Source organism: Metabacillus litoralis (assembly GCF_020524045.1).
GTDB classification, from domain to species: domain Bacteria; phylum Bacillota; class Bacilli; order Bacillales; family Bacillaceae; genus Metabacillus; species Metabacillus litoralis_C.
On the sequence record NZ_JAIVKL010000001.1, the window covers coordinates 380,848 to 396,605 of the forward strand.

General features: G+C 35.0%; 17 protein-coding genes. All 17 read right to left on the reverse strand.

Annotated features, from left to right (window positions below; genetic code table 11):
- Positions 1–8 precede the first annotated feature (8 nt).
- The 17 genes from LC076_RS01810 to fabD all read right to left on the reverse strand — a co-directional run bounded on the left by LC076_RS01810 (position 9) and on the right by fabD (position 15,751).
- The gene (locus tag LC076_RS01810; RefSeq protein ID WP_226665725.1) at positions 9–779 is read right to left on the reverse strand and encodes a ribonuclease HII; all 771 of its coding nucleotides are present in this window, start codon (positions 777–779) and stop codon (positions 9–11) included.
- A 306-nt stretch (positions 780–1,085) separates the two neighbouring features.
- A complete protein-coding gene (gene ylqF, locus LC076_RS01815) occupies positions 1,086–1,958 on the reverse strand; it encodes a ribosome biogenesis GTPase YlqF (protein WP_226665726.1) in 873 nt (290 codons plus the stop codon).
- A gap of 18 nt (positions 1,959–1,976) precedes the next feature.
- Positions 1,977–2,528, reverse strand: a complete 552-nt coding sequence (gene lepB / locus LC076_RS01820; protein WP_226665727.1) for a signal peptidase I — start codon at positions 2,526–2,528, stop codon at positions 1,977–1,979.
- A gap of 258 nt (positions 2,529–2,786) precedes the next feature.
- Positions 2,787–3,131 carry a 50S ribosomal protein L19 gene (gene rplS, locus LC076_RS01825; protein ID WP_146946725.1) on the reverse strand — a complete coding sequence of 115 codons (345 nt, stop codon included), beginning with the start codon at positions 3,129–3,131 and terminating at the stop codon, positions 2,787–2,789.
- 153 nt (positions 3,132–3,284) lie between these two features.
- Positions 3,285–4,019 (reverse strand): tRNA (guanosine(37)-N1)-methyltransferase TrmD, encoded by a 735-nt coding sequence (gene trmD, locus LC076_RS01830; protein WP_226665728.1) that lies wholly within the window; start codon positions 4,017–4,019, stop codon positions 3,285–3,287.
- A complete protein-coding gene (gene rimM / locus LC076_RS01835; RefSeq protein ID WP_226665729.1) occupies positions 4,019–4,540 on the reverse strand; it encodes a ribosome maturation factor RimM in 522 nt (173 codons plus the stop codon). Before rimM ends, trmD begins: the two co-directional genes overlap by 1 nt.
- A 5-nt stretch (positions 4,541–4,545) precedes the next feature.
- Positions 4,546–4,926 carry a YlqD family protein gene (locus tag LC076_RS01840; RefSeq protein ID WP_226665731.1) on the reverse strand — a complete coding sequence of 127 codons (381 nt, stop codon included), beginning with the start codon at positions 4,924–4,926 and terminating at the stop codon, positions 4,546–4,548.
- A gap of 113 nt (positions 4,927–5,039) precedes the next feature.
- A complete protein-coding gene (locus LC076_RS01845; RefSeq protein ID WP_226665732.1) occupies positions 5,040–5,270 on the reverse strand; it encodes a KH domain-containing protein in 231 nt (76 codons plus the stop codon).
- A gap of 14 nt (positions 5,271–5,284) precedes the next feature.
- On the reverse strand, positions 5,285–5,557 hold the full coding sequence (rpsP, locus tag LC076_RS01850) for a 30S ribosomal protein S16 (RefSeq protein ID WP_204953201.1): 273 nt from the start codon (positions 5,555–5,557) through the stop codon (positions 5,285–5,287).
- A gap of 162 nt (positions 5,558–5,719) precedes the next feature.
- Positions 5,720–7,060 (reverse strand): signal recognition particle protein, encoded by a 1,341-nt coding sequence (ffh, locus tag LC076_RS01855; RefSeq protein WP_226665733.1) that lies wholly within the window; start codon positions 7,058–7,060, stop codon positions 5,720–5,722.
- A 12-nt stretch (positions 7,061–7,072) separates the two neighbouring features.
- Positions 7,073–7,405 (reverse strand): putative DNA-binding protein, encoded by a 333-nt coding sequence (locus tag LC076_RS01860; protein WP_226665734.1) that lies wholly within the window; start codon positions 7,403–7,405, stop codon positions 7,073–7,075.
- 228 nt (positions 7,406–7,633) lie between these two features.
- The gene (ftsY, locus tag LC076_RS01865) at positions 7,634–8,632 is read right to left on the reverse strand and encodes a signal recognition particle-docking protein FtsY (RefSeq protein ID WP_226665735.1); all 999 of its coding nucleotides are present in this window, start codon (positions 8,630–8,632) and stop codon (positions 7,634–7,636) included.
- Between the two features lie 14 nt (positions 8,633–8,646).
- The gene (gene smc, locus LC076_RS01870; protein ID WP_226665736.1) at positions 8,647–12,213 is read right to left on the reverse strand and encodes a chromosome segregation protein SMC; all 3,567 of its coding nucleotides are present in this window, start codon (positions 12,211–12,213) and stop codon (positions 8,647–8,649) included.
- A 523-nt stretch (positions 12,214–12,736) separates the two neighbouring features.
- Complete coding sequence (gene rnc, locus LC076_RS01875; RefSeq protein WP_226665737.1) at positions 12,737–13,480, reverse strand: ribonuclease III; 744 nt, start codon at positions 13,478–13,480, stop codon at positions 12,737–12,739.
- 238 nt (positions 13,481–13,718) lie between these two features.
- On the reverse strand, positions 13,719–13,952 hold the full coding sequence (gene acpP / locus LC076_RS01880) for an acyl carrier protein (RefSeq protein ID WP_146946735.1): 234 nt from the start codon (positions 13,950–13,952) through the stop codon (positions 13,719–13,721).
- A gap of 114 nt (positions 13,953–14,066) precedes the next feature.
- On the reverse strand, positions 14,067–14,807 hold the full coding sequence (gene fabG / locus LC076_RS01885) for a 3-oxoacyl-[acyl-carrier-protein] reductase (RefSeq protein ID WP_226665739.1): 741 nt from the start codon (positions 14,805–14,807) through the stop codon (positions 14,067–14,069).
- A gap of 2 nt (positions 14,808–14,809) precedes the next feature.
- Positions 14,810–15,751 (reverse strand): ACP S-malonyltransferase, encoded by a 942-nt coding sequence (gene fabD, locus LC076_RS01890; protein ID WP_226665740.1) that lies wholly within the window; start codon positions 15,749–15,751, stop codon positions 14,810–14,812.
- Positions 15,752–15,758: the final 7 nt, after the last annotated feature.

Consider the following 15,758-nt stretch of genomic DNA (forward strand, 5'->3'; position numbering starts at 1 on the left):
TGATTCTCCTATTCTTTTAACAACTCTTTTACGGGAGCAAAGCTTTTTCTATGATGCTCTGTAACACCATGTTTCGCTAATGCCTCTAAATGCAGCTTTGTGCCATATCCCATATGCTTTTCATATCCATATTCAGGGTAGTCCTTAGCTAGATTTATCATCATACGGTCTCTAGTAACTTTTGCAATAACAGAGCTCGCTGCAATAGATACACTTTTAGAATCACCTTTAATGATGGATTGTTGGTTAATATTAATATTTAAATTCATTGCATCAAGTAACAAATAATCTGGTTGTACGTTTAATTCGTCAATTGCCTTTAACATGGCTAGCTTCGTTGCTTCATAGATATTTACTTCATCAATTACTTTTGGTGAAATTATTCCGATACCTATTGCAACAGCATTTTCTTTTACTAGCTCAAAAAAGTGCTCTCTTAAACTAGCTGTTAGCTTCTTAGAGTCTGTTAAACCTGGTATATAGCATTCTTCCTTCAATATGACTGCTGCAGCCACTACAGGGCCTGCTAAAGGACCTCGGCCCACTTCATCAATACCTGCAATTAGTTGGTATCCTTTAGCTCTAACATCATTTTCATAACGTAACATATGATAAAATTGTTGTTGTTTCAGTTTTTCAACTTCATAATTTTTGAACCACTTCTCAACAAGCTGTTGAACACCCTTCCTACTATCTTCTTTACATTCTTGTAAAAATGGATCCTTTTCGCTTGTTATATTTGTTAATTTTAGTTGAATTTCTTTCGTTGTTAATGTCATTAGTTTTACCCCTACACTTTTTTACTTTTAGGCTGTATTATAGCTCAATGTTGATTTTATATTTGATCTGAATATAGGAGACAAACTTGGAGAAGAGTGTCTCCTATAGACACCACAGGCGCGAAGTTCACGAGAAGACTTCAAAAAAAAGAATGCCTGTTAAGAGGAAATCAACAACTAAGGTTAACAGCGCCTAGCCTACTGTTATGATAATCTTACTTTATATATCGGATAAGGTATAAAAAAATAAAGAGGCTGACTCTAGCGTAATTGGAGTCAACCATCTTTGTAATTAAAAATATAAATTTAAGTCATAACCTCATTCGATTGAAATTGAGACGGTGTTTCAAATGATAATCTACCTAATTTATCTCCTCTAATTTCTCTTAGTATCAGCTCTGATGTTTTATCATAATCAATAATGCCACCTTGCATCATACATCCACGTCTTTTACCTATTTCATCAAATAAAGGAACAATCTCTTCAGGTAGTTCTTCTAAATTAAAACGTTCTTTCAATTGCTCTGGATAAAATTCTTTTAAAAACTTTAAAGCAAATACAGTAATATCTTGAAGGTTTAGTATAGCGTCCTTAATAGCACCTGTTGTAGCTAATTTGTACCCTACTAACTCATCTTCAAACTTCGGCCATAAAATTCCTGGTGTATCTAACAATTCTAATTCAGTTCCTACCTTCACCCATTGTTGAGCAGTTGTTACGCCAGGCCTATCTCCGGTTTTTGTAATATTTCTTTTAGCTAAACGATTGATTAAAGTTGATTTTCCTACATTAGGTATTCCAATGATTAACGCACGTATAGCACGGGGCTTTATACCCTTTGCTGCCATTTTATCGAACTTTTCTTTCAATAATACTTTTGAAAGAGCTGTAATTTGCTTTAAGCCTGTTCCCGTTTGAGCATCTATTGCGATTGCAGGGATGTTTTGTTCTTTAAAATATGAGATCCATTGATTTGTAACGAAATTATCTGCTTTATCAGCTTTGTTTAATAAAACGATTCTTGGCTTTGTTGAAATAATTTCATCAATCATCGGATTTCGTGATGACATCGGAATTCTGGCATCAACAAGCTCAAACACGATATCAATTAATTTTATCTTCTCTGTTACTTGTCTTCTTGCCTTTGCCATATGTCCTGGAAACCATTGTATTGTCATAAAAACACCTTCTTTACATTACTCAGCAAATCTTATATCTGATATCGGCCAATAAACTAAGCTTGTTTTACCCATAACCTCTTCTATTGGGACAGTACCGATATGTCTACTGTCCTTACTTTGCCGCCTATTGTCTCCCATAACAAATATATGACCTTCTGGTACTGTGGTTTGACCAATAATGCTTTCTAAATTAAAGGGTTCAGTTAATGGTCCATCGATTAGCTGATTTTTGTACTCTTCAAGATATGGTTCAGGATATTCTTTACCATTAATAATAAGAGTATCGTTTTCATACTCAACAGTATCACCAGGTAAACCAATGACTCTTTTAATATAATCTCTATCTGATGTAGCATGAAATACTACGATATCAAAACGTTTTGGTTCACCAATTTTATAGGAGAATTTATTTACGATCATTCGATCTTGCGTATGTAAAGTCGGCATCATGGAGAATCCATCAACTACGATTGGAGCAAAAAAGAAATACCTTATAATAGCAGCCAGTAATACAGCTATCGTAAGTGCCTTAATCCATTCGAATAGCTCATTTTTCTTTTTTGTCATTTTTTCACCTACTCTAGCAATCATTATGTCCACAGTCTATATAATACTATACCCATTACAAATTGTAGTAATGAGAAGATTTTTGATTCTTTAATTAAGAAGATTGTAGAAGCTTGGTTATGCTTCTGTATTATGGTTGCTATTTACCCCCATCAATAACCTATTGAAAAAGGAGCTTGTTAAATAACAAGCTCCTTATCAACTATACGGACAGTTAGCTGACCCATATATTTGAGACTTAGCATAAGCTAAGCTATCTTATCGAATTTCTTTGATACGCGCTTTTTTACCACGTAATTGACGTAGGTAATAAAGTTTAGCACGGCGAACTTTACCGCGGCGAATAACTTCTAATAACGCGATCTTTGGTGTGTGTACAGGGAAAGTACGCTCAACACCTACACCGTAAGAAATCTTACGTACTGTAAATGTTTCACTAATTCCACCACCACGACGCTTAATCACAACACCTTCAAACACCTGAATACGCTCACGAGTACCCTCTACAACTTTAACGTGTACACGTACTGTATCACCAGGACGGAATGCAGGAAGATCTGATTTCAATTGTTCTTTTGTGATTTCTTCAATTAGTTTTTGCATCGTTTTCAACTCCTTCCAACAGACGCTCATTCCAATATATTCATTGCAGCGGAACATCGTTTTAAAGCCTGCCCTCTAGAAAGCACCCATAAGGAGTATTCTTGAGCAAGTCACGAGATTCATCATACCATAAAGACTATTGACCTGCAATAGCTAGTTCTTATTTTTTAAGGTTTTTAAGAATGATTGTTGCTTTTCAGTTAATGGGTAAGATTCTAATAAATCTGGTCTTCTATTAAAGGTCCTTCTAAGAGATTCTTCCTCACGCCATTCTGCTATTTTTTTATGATTTCCTGAAAGAAGAACATCAGGAACCTTTAACCCTCTAAAATCTGCTGGTCTAGTATAATGAGGGTGTTCTAACAACCCAGAACTATAGGAATCAAGTACAGGAGAATCTTCATTTCCTAGAACGCCAGGTAGCAAACGAACCACACTATCTGCTATAACCATAGAAGCTAGCTCACCGCCTGTTAAGACAAAATCTCCAATAGATATCTCATCAGTAACAAGATTCTCTCTTATGCGCTCGTCATAGCCTTCATAATGACCACAAATAAACAATAAGTGATCTTCTTTAGACAGCTGTTCTGCTTTTTCTTGTGTATAACGCTCACCTTGTGGACACACAAGAATAACTTTTGGTGCTGAATCTGTTTCCTTTTGGATATCTTCTACTGCATCAAAAATAGGTTGTGGCGTCAACACCATTCCAGCTCCGCCACCATATGGATAATCATCAACATTATGATGTTTGTTTGTAGAATAATCCCTAAAATTCATTACTCGAAATTTTACTGCTTGTTTTTCTTGGGCCTTTTTTAATATTGACTCATTTAAAACACCTTGAAACATATCAGGAAAAAGGGTCAAAAAGTCAATCTTCATTAGTCTAATAACCCTTCCATAGGAGTGATGACAATTTTCTTCTCTTCGATATTAATTTCTGTAACAATATCATCAATATAAGGAACAAGTAGATCTTTACCGATTTTTCTTTTCACAACCCACACATCATTTGCACCTGTTGATAGGATCTCATGAATCACTCCGATTTCAGATCCTTCATCAGTAAACATTGTACACCCTATAATTTCGTGAAAGTAATACTCCCCATCTTCCAGTTCAGTTAATTGATCTTCCGTTACTTTTAATAAGGAGCCTTTGAATGGCTCAACATCTTGTATGGAATTCATTCCTTTAAATGTTAATAAATCAAAATTTTTATGAACACGATGGTTTTCTACAACTACTTCTAGTTGTTCATTTGAATTTTCTTTAAATATGTATAATTTATTACCACGCTGATATCTTTCATCTGCGAAATCCGTTTTAGAAATAACACGAACTTCACCTCTAACTCCATGTGTATTGACTATTTTACCAACATTAAACCATTTTTCTGCCATAATTATCACCTCAGGCGTATTTGATCAACGATTCCATCTTTAATAACAATTGTTTTTTCTTGCATAATGTCTGACCAATTGTCACCAACATTCACTTCTATTATTGCTTCTACTTCTTTTTCTTTTAACTCACTACCTAGTGGCAAAATATTGACTTGCTCTAACTGAAAATCAACGAGCTTAATTTTTTCGCGCCTTTTATCTATCTCTTTAAGATATTGACTAGCTAATGGTTTACTCGTTTTTTCAATTTTTTTATATTCAAAGTATAATTGGTCACATTCTTGTTCTAGACGCTTTTTCTTTTCTGTAAACTGTTCAATTAATTCATGCTTACTTGTCTCAGTTATAGTCTGTTTGACCGTTACGTGGTGGAGTATATTCATTATTGTTCCTCCCCTACTAAGCTTCATACAACAATAAACCTTCAAGTAACTTATTTTGTCTTATTTTTGATCTCTATAGTACAAAAAAAGGTGAGGAATCTTCCTCACCTTTTTCAGTCGTTAATTTCAAGTTGAATTCTTTTAGATGAATTAGATCCTGCTGCATATACAACAGATCGAATCGCTTTTGCTATTCGTCCTTGTTTACCAATCACCTTGCCAACGTCTTCTTTATGAACAGATAGACGAAATGTAATTTGATCTTCCTGAACAATTTCAGTTATTTCAATATTCTCTGGTGAGTCAACAAGAGGTTTAACAATAACTGCGATCAACTCTTTCATCTCATGAACATTCATTACTTGCTATTTTTTGCGTTATGAAATTTTTCCATAATGCCTTGTTTTGAGAACAAGTTACGAACTGTATCAGAAGGTTTAGCACCATCCTGCATCCATTTTAATGCTAACTCTTCATTGATTTTAACTTCTGCTGGTTGAGTAACTGGGTTATATGTTCCAACTACTTCGATGTCACGTCCATCACGTGGTGAACGAGAATCTGCTACTACAATACGATAAAAAGGAGATTTTTTTGCTCCCATACGTTTCAAACGAATTTTAACTGCCATTTTATAAAGCACCTCCGAAAATGTTTCAACAAGATAGTATATTATCAAATAAATTATATGATGTAAAGGTTTTTTTCTTGTCAGAAGAAAATTCCTTAGTAAAAAATATTTTATACTTAGTTATAAGGTCAGTTTTAGGTAACTAAAAAAGACTTTTTCCTGTTACATAAAAGGAAATTTCATCCCTTTTTTCTTGCCTTTTGACATGGTTGTCATTTGTTTCATCATTTTTTTCATGTCTTCAAATTGCTTCAGCAGACGGTTTACTTCCTGAACAGAAGTTCCACTTCCTTTTGCAATTCTTTTTTTCCGTGAAGCATTCATCATCTCAGGATTAATTTTTTCAGCAGCGGTCATAGACTTAATTATTGCCTCAACATGACTTATCTGCTTTTCATCAACCTGAAGATTTTTCAGACCCTTCATCTTGTTAGCACCAGGTAACATTCCAATCAAATCCTCTAAAGGACCCATGTTACGTACCTGACCTAACTGTTCAAGGAAATCATCAAAAGTAAAGGATGCTGTACGCATTTTTTGTTCTAACTCTTTTGCTTTTTCAGCATCAACATTTGTTTGAGCTTTTTCAATGAGTGTTAAAACATCACCCATTCCTAAAATACGTGAAGCCATTCGCTCAGGGTGAAAAGCTTCAATTGCATCTAGTTTTTCACCAAGACCTACAAACTTAATAGGCATTTCTGTAACAGAACGAATAGATAATGCCGCTCCACCACGTGTGTCACCATCAAGCTTTGTAAGAACCACCCCAGTTAAGCCAAGCAATTCATTAAAGCTTTTTGCCACATTTACAGCATCTTGACCTGTCATTGCATCAACAACTAAGAAGATTTCGTCTGGCTTTGCAATAGCTTTCACCTGTTCAAGTTCTTCCATAAGATGATCATCGATATGAAGACGTCCAGCTGTGTCAATTAATACATAATCATGATGTTCTGCTTTGGCATGTTCAAGAGCCTTTGTCGCAATTTCAACTGGACTTACTTGATCACCTAAAGAAAATACAGGCATGTCTAATTGCTTTCCTAATGTCTCCAATTGTTTAATTGCCGCAGGACGATATATATCTGCTGCAACTAACAGTGGTTTACGATTATGTTTTTTACGCAATAGATTTGCAAGCTTACCAGTTGTCGTTGTTTTACCAGCACCTTGTAAACCAACCATCATAATAACTGTTGGTGGACGGTTAGAAACTGCAATTTTACTTTGCTCTCCACCCATTAGTTCAGTTAGTTCTTCTTTAACAACTTTAATAACCTGTTGGCCTGGAGTTAAGCTCTTCATTACCTCTTGACCAACAGCACGTTCACTTACGCGCTTAATAAAGTCTTTCACGACTTTAAAGTTTACATCTGCTTCTAATAGAGCAAGGCGAACTTCTCGCATCATCTCTTTTACATCTGCTTCAGAAACTTTTCCTTTGCCGCGTATTTTCGCCATCGTATTTTGCAGTCGGTCGGCTAATCCTTCAAATGCCATAAATGCCGCCTCCTAATCTAATTTCTCAAGATCATTTAGTAATGTATCAAACTCTTGTTGATTTTCCATATTAGAAGAAAATTCACGAAGTTTTTTCATTAATGATTGACGCTCTTGAAATTTTTGAAATAATAATAGCTTTTCTTCATATTGCTCTAACATTGCATCAGTACGCTTAATGTTATCGTAAACAGCTTGTCTACTAACATCATACTCTTCTGCAATTTCACCAAGGGAGAAATCATCTAAATAGTATAACGACATATAGCTTTTTTGTTTAGGCGTTAGCAACGATTGATAAAAATCAAAGAGATAAGTAAGCCTCGTCGTTTTTTCAAGCGTCATGTCGTTCACCCCTTTGTTAAGTGAATTACCTTTACATCTTAATAGTCTACATATGTAGCTTTTTCTTGTCAAGTACTATCTAGATGAAAGATATTGCTCAGTAATAAATTTATCTATTTCAATTGTTTAGCAAAAGCAAAAGACATGTAATTATTCACCATAAAAAATAAAATAGCGAGCCTTCACAATGTGGTTAATCATTGCAAAAACTCGCTTATCATGTATAGTTTATGCCTCTTCTTGCTCTTCAATAATTTCTGAGAATAGACCATAAACATACTGATTTGTATTAAATTCCTGGAGATCATCCATTTTTTCGCCTAAACCAACAAATTTAACTGGAATATCTAACTCTCCTTTAATAGCTAAAACAATTCCACCTTTTGCTGTTCCATCAAGTTTTGTTAATACAATACCAGATACATTGGTGGCTTGTGAAAATTGTTTAGCTTGCGTCATAGCATTCTGCCCAGTTGTCGCATCTAAAACAAGTAATACTTCGTGCGGAGCACCTGGAATTTCCTTTTCAATGACACGTTTTACCTTTTCAAGCTCTTTCATTAAGTTAACTTTATTTTGCAGTCTTCCTGCTGTATCACACAATAACACATCTACTTTGCGTGCCTTAGCAGCTTGAACAGCATCATACATTACAGCAGCTGGGTCAGATCCCTCGGATTGCTTAATAACGTCTACTCCGACACGTTGTCCCCAAACTTCAAGCTGTTCAATCGCTCCTGCTCTAAAAGTATCACCAGCTGCTAAAAGAACAGAATTCCCTTCACTCTTAAGCTTGTGTGCTAACTTACCTATAGTTGTTGTTTTCCCTACACCATTAACTCCTACAAATAAAACAACATTTAAACGACCATGTTCAAGGTTCAGTTTATTACTTTTTTCTTCGTCTTCATCACCTTCATAAATCTCGACAAGTTTTTCAGAAATAACAGCTTGAACCTCTCTTGTATCTTGGATATTTCGACGTTTCACTTCCATTTTCAACTCATCAATTAAATCCATTACTGTCGAAACACCAACATCTGCACTGATTAAAAGTTCTTCAAGTTCTTCAAAGAAATCTTCATCCACTTTTCGATATTTTGCTACAAGATCATTCATTTTTCCGGCGAAAGAGTCTCTCGTTTTTGTTAAACCGTCTTTAAATTTTTCAGTGACAGAATCTGTTTGTTGTGTTATTTTTTCTTTTAATTTTTTAAAAAAACTCATACATGCTCGTCCCTTCAGCTAGATTGTACTAATTCTTTTGTTTCTTCAAGTCTAACAGATACAAGCTTTGATACTCCTGATTCCTGCATTGTCACACCATATAAAACATCAGCCTCTTCCATTGTTCCTTTGCGGTGAGTAATGACAATAAACTGTGTTTCGTGACTAAATTTCTTCAAGTATTGAGCAAAACGATGAACATTTGCTTCATCCAAAGCTGCCTCTACTTCATCAAGAACACAAAATGGAACAGGACGTACCTTTAATATTGAAAATAATAAAGCAATGGCAGTTAAAGCTCGTTCTCCTCCTGAAAGCAAACCTAAATTTTGCAATTTTTTACCTGGTGGCTGTGCAACTATATCAACACCTGTATTAAGAATATCTTCAGGATTCGTTAATTTCAACTCAGCTCGTCCACCGCCAAATAACGCTTGAAAAACAGATTCAAAATGCGAACGAATAGCATTAAAGGTTTCTTCAAATCGCTTCTTCATTTCTTCATCCATCTCATCAATAACTTGATAAAGAGTATCTTTTGCCTCTAATAGATCATCTCTTTGTTCAGTTAAGAAATTGAAACGCTCTGATACACGTTCATATTCATCAATCGCACCTAAGTTTACCGTTCCTAATTCCTCAATTGCAAGCTTAATTAGTTTCACTCGTTTTCTGGCATCATTTATTTCCAACTCTAAAACATACTGTTCTTTTGCACCTTCAAACGTTAATAAATATTCTTCACGAAGATGATCTAATCGATTATCAAGCTCAACATCTAAACGATTTAATTTAACTTCTTCATCTTTTAAGATATCTCTAAGCTGTTTATCTTGTCGCTTAAGTTCTTTCAACTCTCGCTCTTCATATTCGAGCTTTTCATGAAGTTGTAGACGTTCTTCTCGCCTACTTGCAATTAACTCAATTGTTTTATTTTTATCTTGAAGCTTTTTATTCGCTGCTTCTTCTAGTTTTTCTTCTCCAGAAGAACTAGAAGTCATTTCATTTGAAAGCAACGAATAATCATCTTTCGTTTCTTCATATTTTTGAATTGATTGTGAAAGTTCATCTTGTATTCTTTCAACCTTTTCCTTATGGTTTTCGAATACTTGCTGATTACTAGCTAGTACAACTTTTAATTCTGTTAGTTCATTTTGCAGTTCTTCTTTAGATGTTTGTTGTGATGTTTTCTTTTTAGATAGTTGATCAATTTCTTGATCTAGTTTTTCTAATTTTATTGCAATTTCTTTTAGATTATGTTTGAGTTCTTCTTTTCGATTAGCATTTTTCTCTTTATCCGATTCAAACGAATCTAATTCAGCATCATATAACTTTAAGTGATCGTTGATATTCTTTTCATTTAGCTCAATCTCTCTTATCTCACTTCTAATTCTCTGTTCTTCTAAACGCAACTTTTCACCAGTTGCACGTAATTGCTCAAGTGTCTTCTCTTTATCTTGGATAGCCTCTTTAGTAGACTTTACATCTTGTTCAAGGCCAGCTGTTTTATCTTCCATCACAACCAATTTTTCAATAAGTGTTTCTAGTTCACGTTGTCGGCTTAATAAAGAATTGTTCTTTTGTTTAACCGCTCCACCTGTCATAGATCCACCAGGGTTAACAACATCACCCTGTAGTGTAACAAGTCGATAACGATAATTCATAAGTTTAGCAATCTCATTAGCACCTTTTAAATCTGATGTAACGATAACTGTACCTAAAAGATTCCCTACAATCAATTTAAAGTTTTGGTGATATTTTACCAAATCTGTTGCTACACCTACAAACGCTGGATGTTTTTTGATTGTCGTTAAATCATGTGAATTTATCGATCTTTCCTTTATAACTGATAAGGGTAAAAATGTAGCTCTACCATATGAATTACTTTTTAAAAATTGTATTGCTTTTCGTGCAGATGCTTCATCTTCCACAACTACATGCTGCATGGAACTACTTAAAGCAATTTCAATTGCTGTTTCATATTCTTTATTTGTAGATACTAATTCTGCGACTGCTCCATGAATGCCAGGAAGCTGATCTTTAGCTTTTAATACTTCTTTTACACCTTGAAAGAATCCTGCATAGTCCTCTTGCATAGACTCTAGCACTTCTTTACGTGATCGAGATTGTTGTAATAGTTGATAAGCTTGATACAACGCTGATTCTTTCTTTTGATATGAATTTTTTAAGTTTTCCAACTTTGTTGATAAATCCCGAAATTCTTTAATTTGATCTGACAGTTTCTTCTCTATAGAGGTATAATTAGCCTCGATTATTGATTTCTTCTTAGTTATTTCTTCACGTTCTGTCACATATCGTTTATTTGAATCTAAGAGTCTATCGTTCTTTCGTTCTTGTTGACTAACTTGTTCATCAATATAGCTAATTTCATTCCGAGCTGATGCTTGTTCATTAAGTAATTCAAAGTACTCACTTTTCAAAGCCTCAATCATTTCTTCCATATTCTGATCATATGTTGAAAAAAGCTTCTGTTTTTCTGCTAATTGAAGCTTGATACTTTGTAATTCAGTTTCACTATTACTTAAAAAAGCTTCCTGCTTTTGTTTGTCTTCCTTTAATTGTGAAATTCGACAGTCAAGCTCTTCAATTGTCTTTTCTAACTGTGCCTTATTTTGATGGGCATTTTTCTTTCTTTCTTTAAGTACTTCTTTGCGACCTTCTAATTTCTCAAGTTCTTCACTTGCAAGCAATAAAATCTGCTGAAGGTCATCGATTGAATCATCTAACGCATTTAAGTGGTCTTTCATTTTTTCAACATCTGCTTCACGTTTTTGCATCATCGTTATAAGATTCAGCTCTTTATCTTTTCCTTCTTCAACAGACTTTGAAAGAGTTGCATACTTTTCATGAAGTTCTTCAATTTCATATACTGTCAAAGCAACCTCAATTTGCTCAAGCTCTTTCTTTTGTTCTAGGTAATCCTTTGCAATCGAGGCTTGTATTTTCAAAGGTTCTACTTGTACTTCTAGTTCATGAAGTATATCTTGGACACGATTTAAATTTTCTTGTGTTTCTGCTAACTTATATTCAGCTTTCTTTTTACGAGATTTGTATTTTAAAACACCAGCAGCTTCTTCAAAGATACTTCTGCGTTCCTCTGATTTACTACTTAAAATCTCTTCTACTTTACCTTGGCTAATAATTGAAAAAGCTTCTTTGCCAAGTCCTGAATCCATAAATAAGTCAACGATATCCTTTAAGCGACATCCTTGCTTATTAATAAAAAATTCACTATCACCTGAGCGATACACACGACGAGTTACACTTACTTCGTGGTAGTCAATCGGCAGGAAATGATCTGTGTTATCTAAAGTGAGTGTCACTTCTGCTAAATTAAGACCTTTTCTTGAGTCACTTCCAGCAAAAATAATATCTTCCATTTTTGCACCTCGAAGAGATTTGGCAGATTGTTCACCTAACACCCATCTTATACCATCTGTAATATTACTTTTTCCACTTCCATTAGGTCCAACTACTGCTGTAACTCCGTTGACAAAATCTACTGTTACCCTTTCAGCAAAGGACTTGAATCCTACAATATCCAATCGTTTGAGGAACATTGTGATCCTCCTTACTATTCAATTTATATTTTCGGCTCTGTTAAACTTTGTTGTTGACTTCCGTTACAGGCATTCACTTTCGCGGAAAAAAAGTGCCTTTTTTCCTAGGGGGAGAATAATGAAAAAGCCCAACTACTGGCTTTTTCAAACAACAATTCTTCCTAGGACCGGGAGCCTCCTCGTCAGCTGCGCGCCTGTAGGGTCTCCTTATGACACGCTTCTCCAGCAGGAGTCTCATGCCTTTCATCAATCACCAAAGTGCTAAAAATCAACATTAAGCTTTAACATAGCCATATTTTCAAAAGAAGCGTGCTTGAACAAATTCTAAGAAAACAAGGTTTAATATTCTATTATTATTGAGTAATAACAATTCTTAAGTATTTTATCATAATATATCGAACCTAGGGTGATAACTTTAATGAATTTATTCGAAGAAAAAAAGGACAACTCATTATCTGCATATTCTCAAAACCGAAAAAAACGATCAAGAGTTACACGTAAGAACGAGCTTGTCCTTGTAGGGTTATTTATTAATCTGTTGCAGCTTTGATAACGCTTCTTGAGCCGCATGTTGCTCTGCTTCTTTTTTAGATTTTCCGCTTCCTGTGCCAAAAACTTCACTATTTAACGAAACAGTTGAAACAAATTCCCGATTATGAGCAGGTCCTTTTTCTTGCAATATTTTATATTCTAACGTTCCTTTTGTGTCCCGTTGTACCAGCTCTTGCAATTGACTTTTAAAATCCATCACATGGGAAAAGGCTCCTTCATCAACTTTTGGGATCACAAACTGATCTAAGAATCGAACAACTGCTTCTAAACCTTGATCTAAATATAATGCACCAATAAAAGCCTCAAATACATCCGCAAGGAGTGCAGGTCGAGCTCGCCCCCCTGTCATTTCCTCGCCTTTGCCAAGCAAAACTAAGCTTCCAAAAGAAAGGTTGTTTGCAAATGCAACTAACGAAGGTTCACAGACAATTGCCGCACGTAACTTTGTTAACTCACCTTCACTCATCATTGGATATTTCTTATAAAGATACTGAGAAATGGTTAATTCTAATACAGCATCTCCTAAAAACTCTAACCTTTCATTATCCTCATATGGTTTTTTGCGGTGTTCATTTACATATGAAGAATGTGTAAATGCTTGATATAGAAGTTTTTCATTCTTGAATGAATGACCTATACGCTCTTGAAACTTTTTGAATTCCTCTGCCTTTTTTGCAAAGGTTCTTCTCTCTTTGTAATTAATATGTCTTGCCATAACATAGGTACCTCCAATTTAAAAGCGAAAGCTACGCCTTAGATAAGTCACTTCATAATTGAAGGGAATTTCCTTGAATTATGGAGTGGCTTATGTCAAGTAAACTTTATCATTTAAATAATAGTATAAACAACTTTATCTGGCGTTAAAGCATTCGAAAAGAAGTCTAAGAAAATTTCATAAAAAAAAGGGTGAAAAGGGTTAAAGTCCCGTAAACCTACGGGACTTTAAAGCAACATTATTGTGTGCTATTTATGTAGTTAACAGCGTCACCCACTGTACCGATTTTTTCTGCATCTTCGTCAGAAATTTCCATATCGAACTCATCTTCAAGTTCCATAACAAGCTCAACTACATCAAGGGAATCTGCACCAAGATCATCTTTGAATGAAGACTCAAGCTTTACTTCAGCCTCATCAACACCTAAACGGTCAACGATAATCTTTGTTACACGTTCTAATACATCTGCCATTTTACTTCACCTCCCCTCAAGTATTATAGTGTATTTCAATTTAAAAAACTAGGTTTCATTCCGTATTTTTTAAAGAGAGTTCATTTACTACTATAAAATAACAGCAGCAAAGAATTACATATACATGCCACCATTCACATGCAATGTTTGACCGGTAATATATTTACTCTTTTCAGAAGCTAGGAAAGTAACAAGATTTGAAATATCACTCGGTTCACCTAATTTCGCTAAAGGAATTTGTTTAAGCATTTCTGATTTAACATCCTCAGAAAGTTCATCTGTCATATCTGTTGTGATAAAACCAGGTGCAACAGCGTTCACCGTAATATTTCGAGATGCTAATTCTTTAGCTGTCGTTTTTGTTAGACCAATAACACCAGCTTTGGCTGCAACATAATTTGCTTGCCCAGGATTTCCACTAACACCTACAATCGAAGTGATATTAATGATCCTCCCATGTCGTTGCTTCATCATTTGTCTAGTTACACCTTTTGTACATAGGAAGACACCTTTTAGGTTTGTGTTAATCACATCATCCCATTCATCATCTTTCATTCTCATTAAAAGATTATCACGTGTGATCCCAGCATTATTAACAAGAATATCTAATTGACCAAATTCCCCTATTACAGATTTAATCATTTGCTGAACATCATCTTGATTTGAAACATCAGCTTTAATAGAGATTGCGTGACCACCGTTTGCTTTTATTTCATCAACAACTTCATTTGCTTTAGCTTCGTTTCCAGCATAGTTTACAGCAATACTCGCTCCATGTTTAGCCAAATCTAAGGCAATGGCTCTTCCAATTCCTCTAGAAGCCCCTGTCACGAGTGCAACCTTTTTACTTAACATGACTATTCCCCCTTAAGCTTCTCTACAACTGTTTTCATTGTTTCAAGATCGTAGATATTATGAACAGTTGCTGAACGATCTATTTTCTTTACTAATCCAGTCAATACTTTTCCTGGCCCGATTTCAACAAAAGTTGTCACACCTTGATCAAGCATAGCTCTTACTGATTCTTCCCATCTAACAGGAGAGTATAACTGTTCTACTAGTAGTTCTTTTATTTCCTCCTGATTAATAACAGGTTTTGCAGTGACATTTGCAATTACAGGTATTAACCCAGGTTGAAAGTTTACTTCTGTAAGAACAGCATTTAACTGAGCAGCTGCAGGCTTCATTAACTCTGAATGAAAAGGACCACTAACAACTAGAGGTATCGCTCTTTTTGCTCCCCTTTCCTTCGCAAATGCTGAAGCCTTTTCAACCCCCTCAGTGGTACCTGATATAACAATTTGTCCTGGGCAGTTTAAGTTTGCTAGTTGTACAGAATGTCCGTCTTTAGTAACTTCTTCTGTAATAGCTTTTAATTCTTCTGGATCCATACCTAAAATGGCAGCCATAGCACCTTTACCAGAGGGAACTGCTTCTTCCATAAATTCTCCACGCTTCTTCACTGCATAGACTGCATCTTCAAAGTTCATCACACCAGCTGCTACAAGTGCTGTATATTCACCTAAGCTATGCCCTGCTAAAAAATCAGGGTAGATCTCATACTTTTTAAAATTTTCCAAGATCGCAATACTTGTTGTAAGTAATGCTGGCTGAGCATTATATGTTTCTGTTAATGTTTCTTGCGGACCATGAAAAATTAGTTCTGAAAGATTTTGGCCTAGTTTCTTGTCAGCTTTTTCAAATATATTTTTAGATTCCGGAACTTGATCAAACATTTCTTTACCCATTCCAACTGTTTGAGATCCTTGTCCAGGAAACAAGAATGCAATTTTCGTCACACAAAAA

Excerpts from the sequence above, each read along its gene's own strand:
- LC076_RS01810 (WP_226665725.1), bottom strand. The coding sequence starts at position 779 with ATGACATTAACAACGAAAGAAATTCAACTAAAATTAACAAATATAACA.
- ylqF (WP_226665726.1), bottom strand. The coding sequence starts at position 1,958 with ATGACAATACAATGGTTTCCAGGACATATGGCAAAGGCAAGAAGACAA.
- lepB (WP_226665727.1), bottom strand. The coding sequence starts at position 2,528 with ATGACAAAAAAGAAAAATGAGCTATTCGAATGGATTAAGGCACTTACG.
- rplS (WP_146946725.1), bottom strand. The coding sequence starts at position 3,131 with ATGCAAAAACTAATTGAAGAAATCACAAAAGAACAATTGAAATCAGAT.
- trmD (WP_226665728.1), bottom strand. The coding sequence starts at position 4,019 with ATGAAGATTGACTTTTTGACCCTTTTTCCTGATATGTTTCAAGGTGTT.
- rimM (WP_226665729.1), bottom strand. The coding sequence starts at position 4,540 with ATGGCAGAAAAATGGTTTAATGTTGGTAAAATAGTCAATACACATGGA.
- LC076_RS01840 (WP_226665731.1), bottom strand. The coding sequence starts at position 4,926 with ATGAATATACTCCACCACGTAACGGTCAAACAGACTATAACTGAGACA.
- LC076_RS01845 (WP_226665732.1), bottom strand. The coding sequence starts at position 5,270 with ATGAAAGAGTTGATCGCAGTTATTGTTAAACCTCTTGTTGACTCACCA.
- rpsP (WP_204953201.1), bottom strand. The coding sequence starts at position 5,557 with ATGGCAGTTAAAATTCGTTTGAAACGTATGGGAGCAAAAAAATCTCCT.
- ffh (WP_226665733.1), bottom strand. The coding sequence starts at position 7,060 with ATGGCATTTGAAGGATTAGCCGACCGACTGCAAAATACGATGGCGAAA.
- LC076_RS01860 (WP_226665734.1), bottom strand. The coding sequence starts at position 7,405 with ATGACGCTTGAAAAAACGACGAGGCTTACTTATCTCTTTGATTTTTAT.
- ftsY (WP_226665735.1), bottom strand. The coding sequence starts at position 8,632 with ATGAGTTTTTTTAAAAAATTAAAAGAAAAAATAACACAACAAACAGAT.
- smc (WP_226665736.1), bottom strand. The coding sequence starts at position 12,213 with ATGTTCCTCAAACGATTGGATATTGTAGGATTCAAGTCCTTTGCTGAA.
- rnc (WP_226665737.1), bottom strand. The coding sequence starts at position 13,480 with ATGGCAAGACATATTAATTACAAAGAGAGAAGAACCTTTGCAAAAAAG.
- acpP (WP_146946735.1), bottom strand. The coding sequence starts at position 13,952 with ATGGCAGATGTATTAGAACGTGTAACAAAGATTATCGTTGACCGTTTA.
- fabG (WP_226665739.1), bottom strand. The coding sequence starts at position 14,807 with ATGTTAAGTAAAAAGGTTGCACTCGTGACAGGGGCTTCTAGAGGAATT.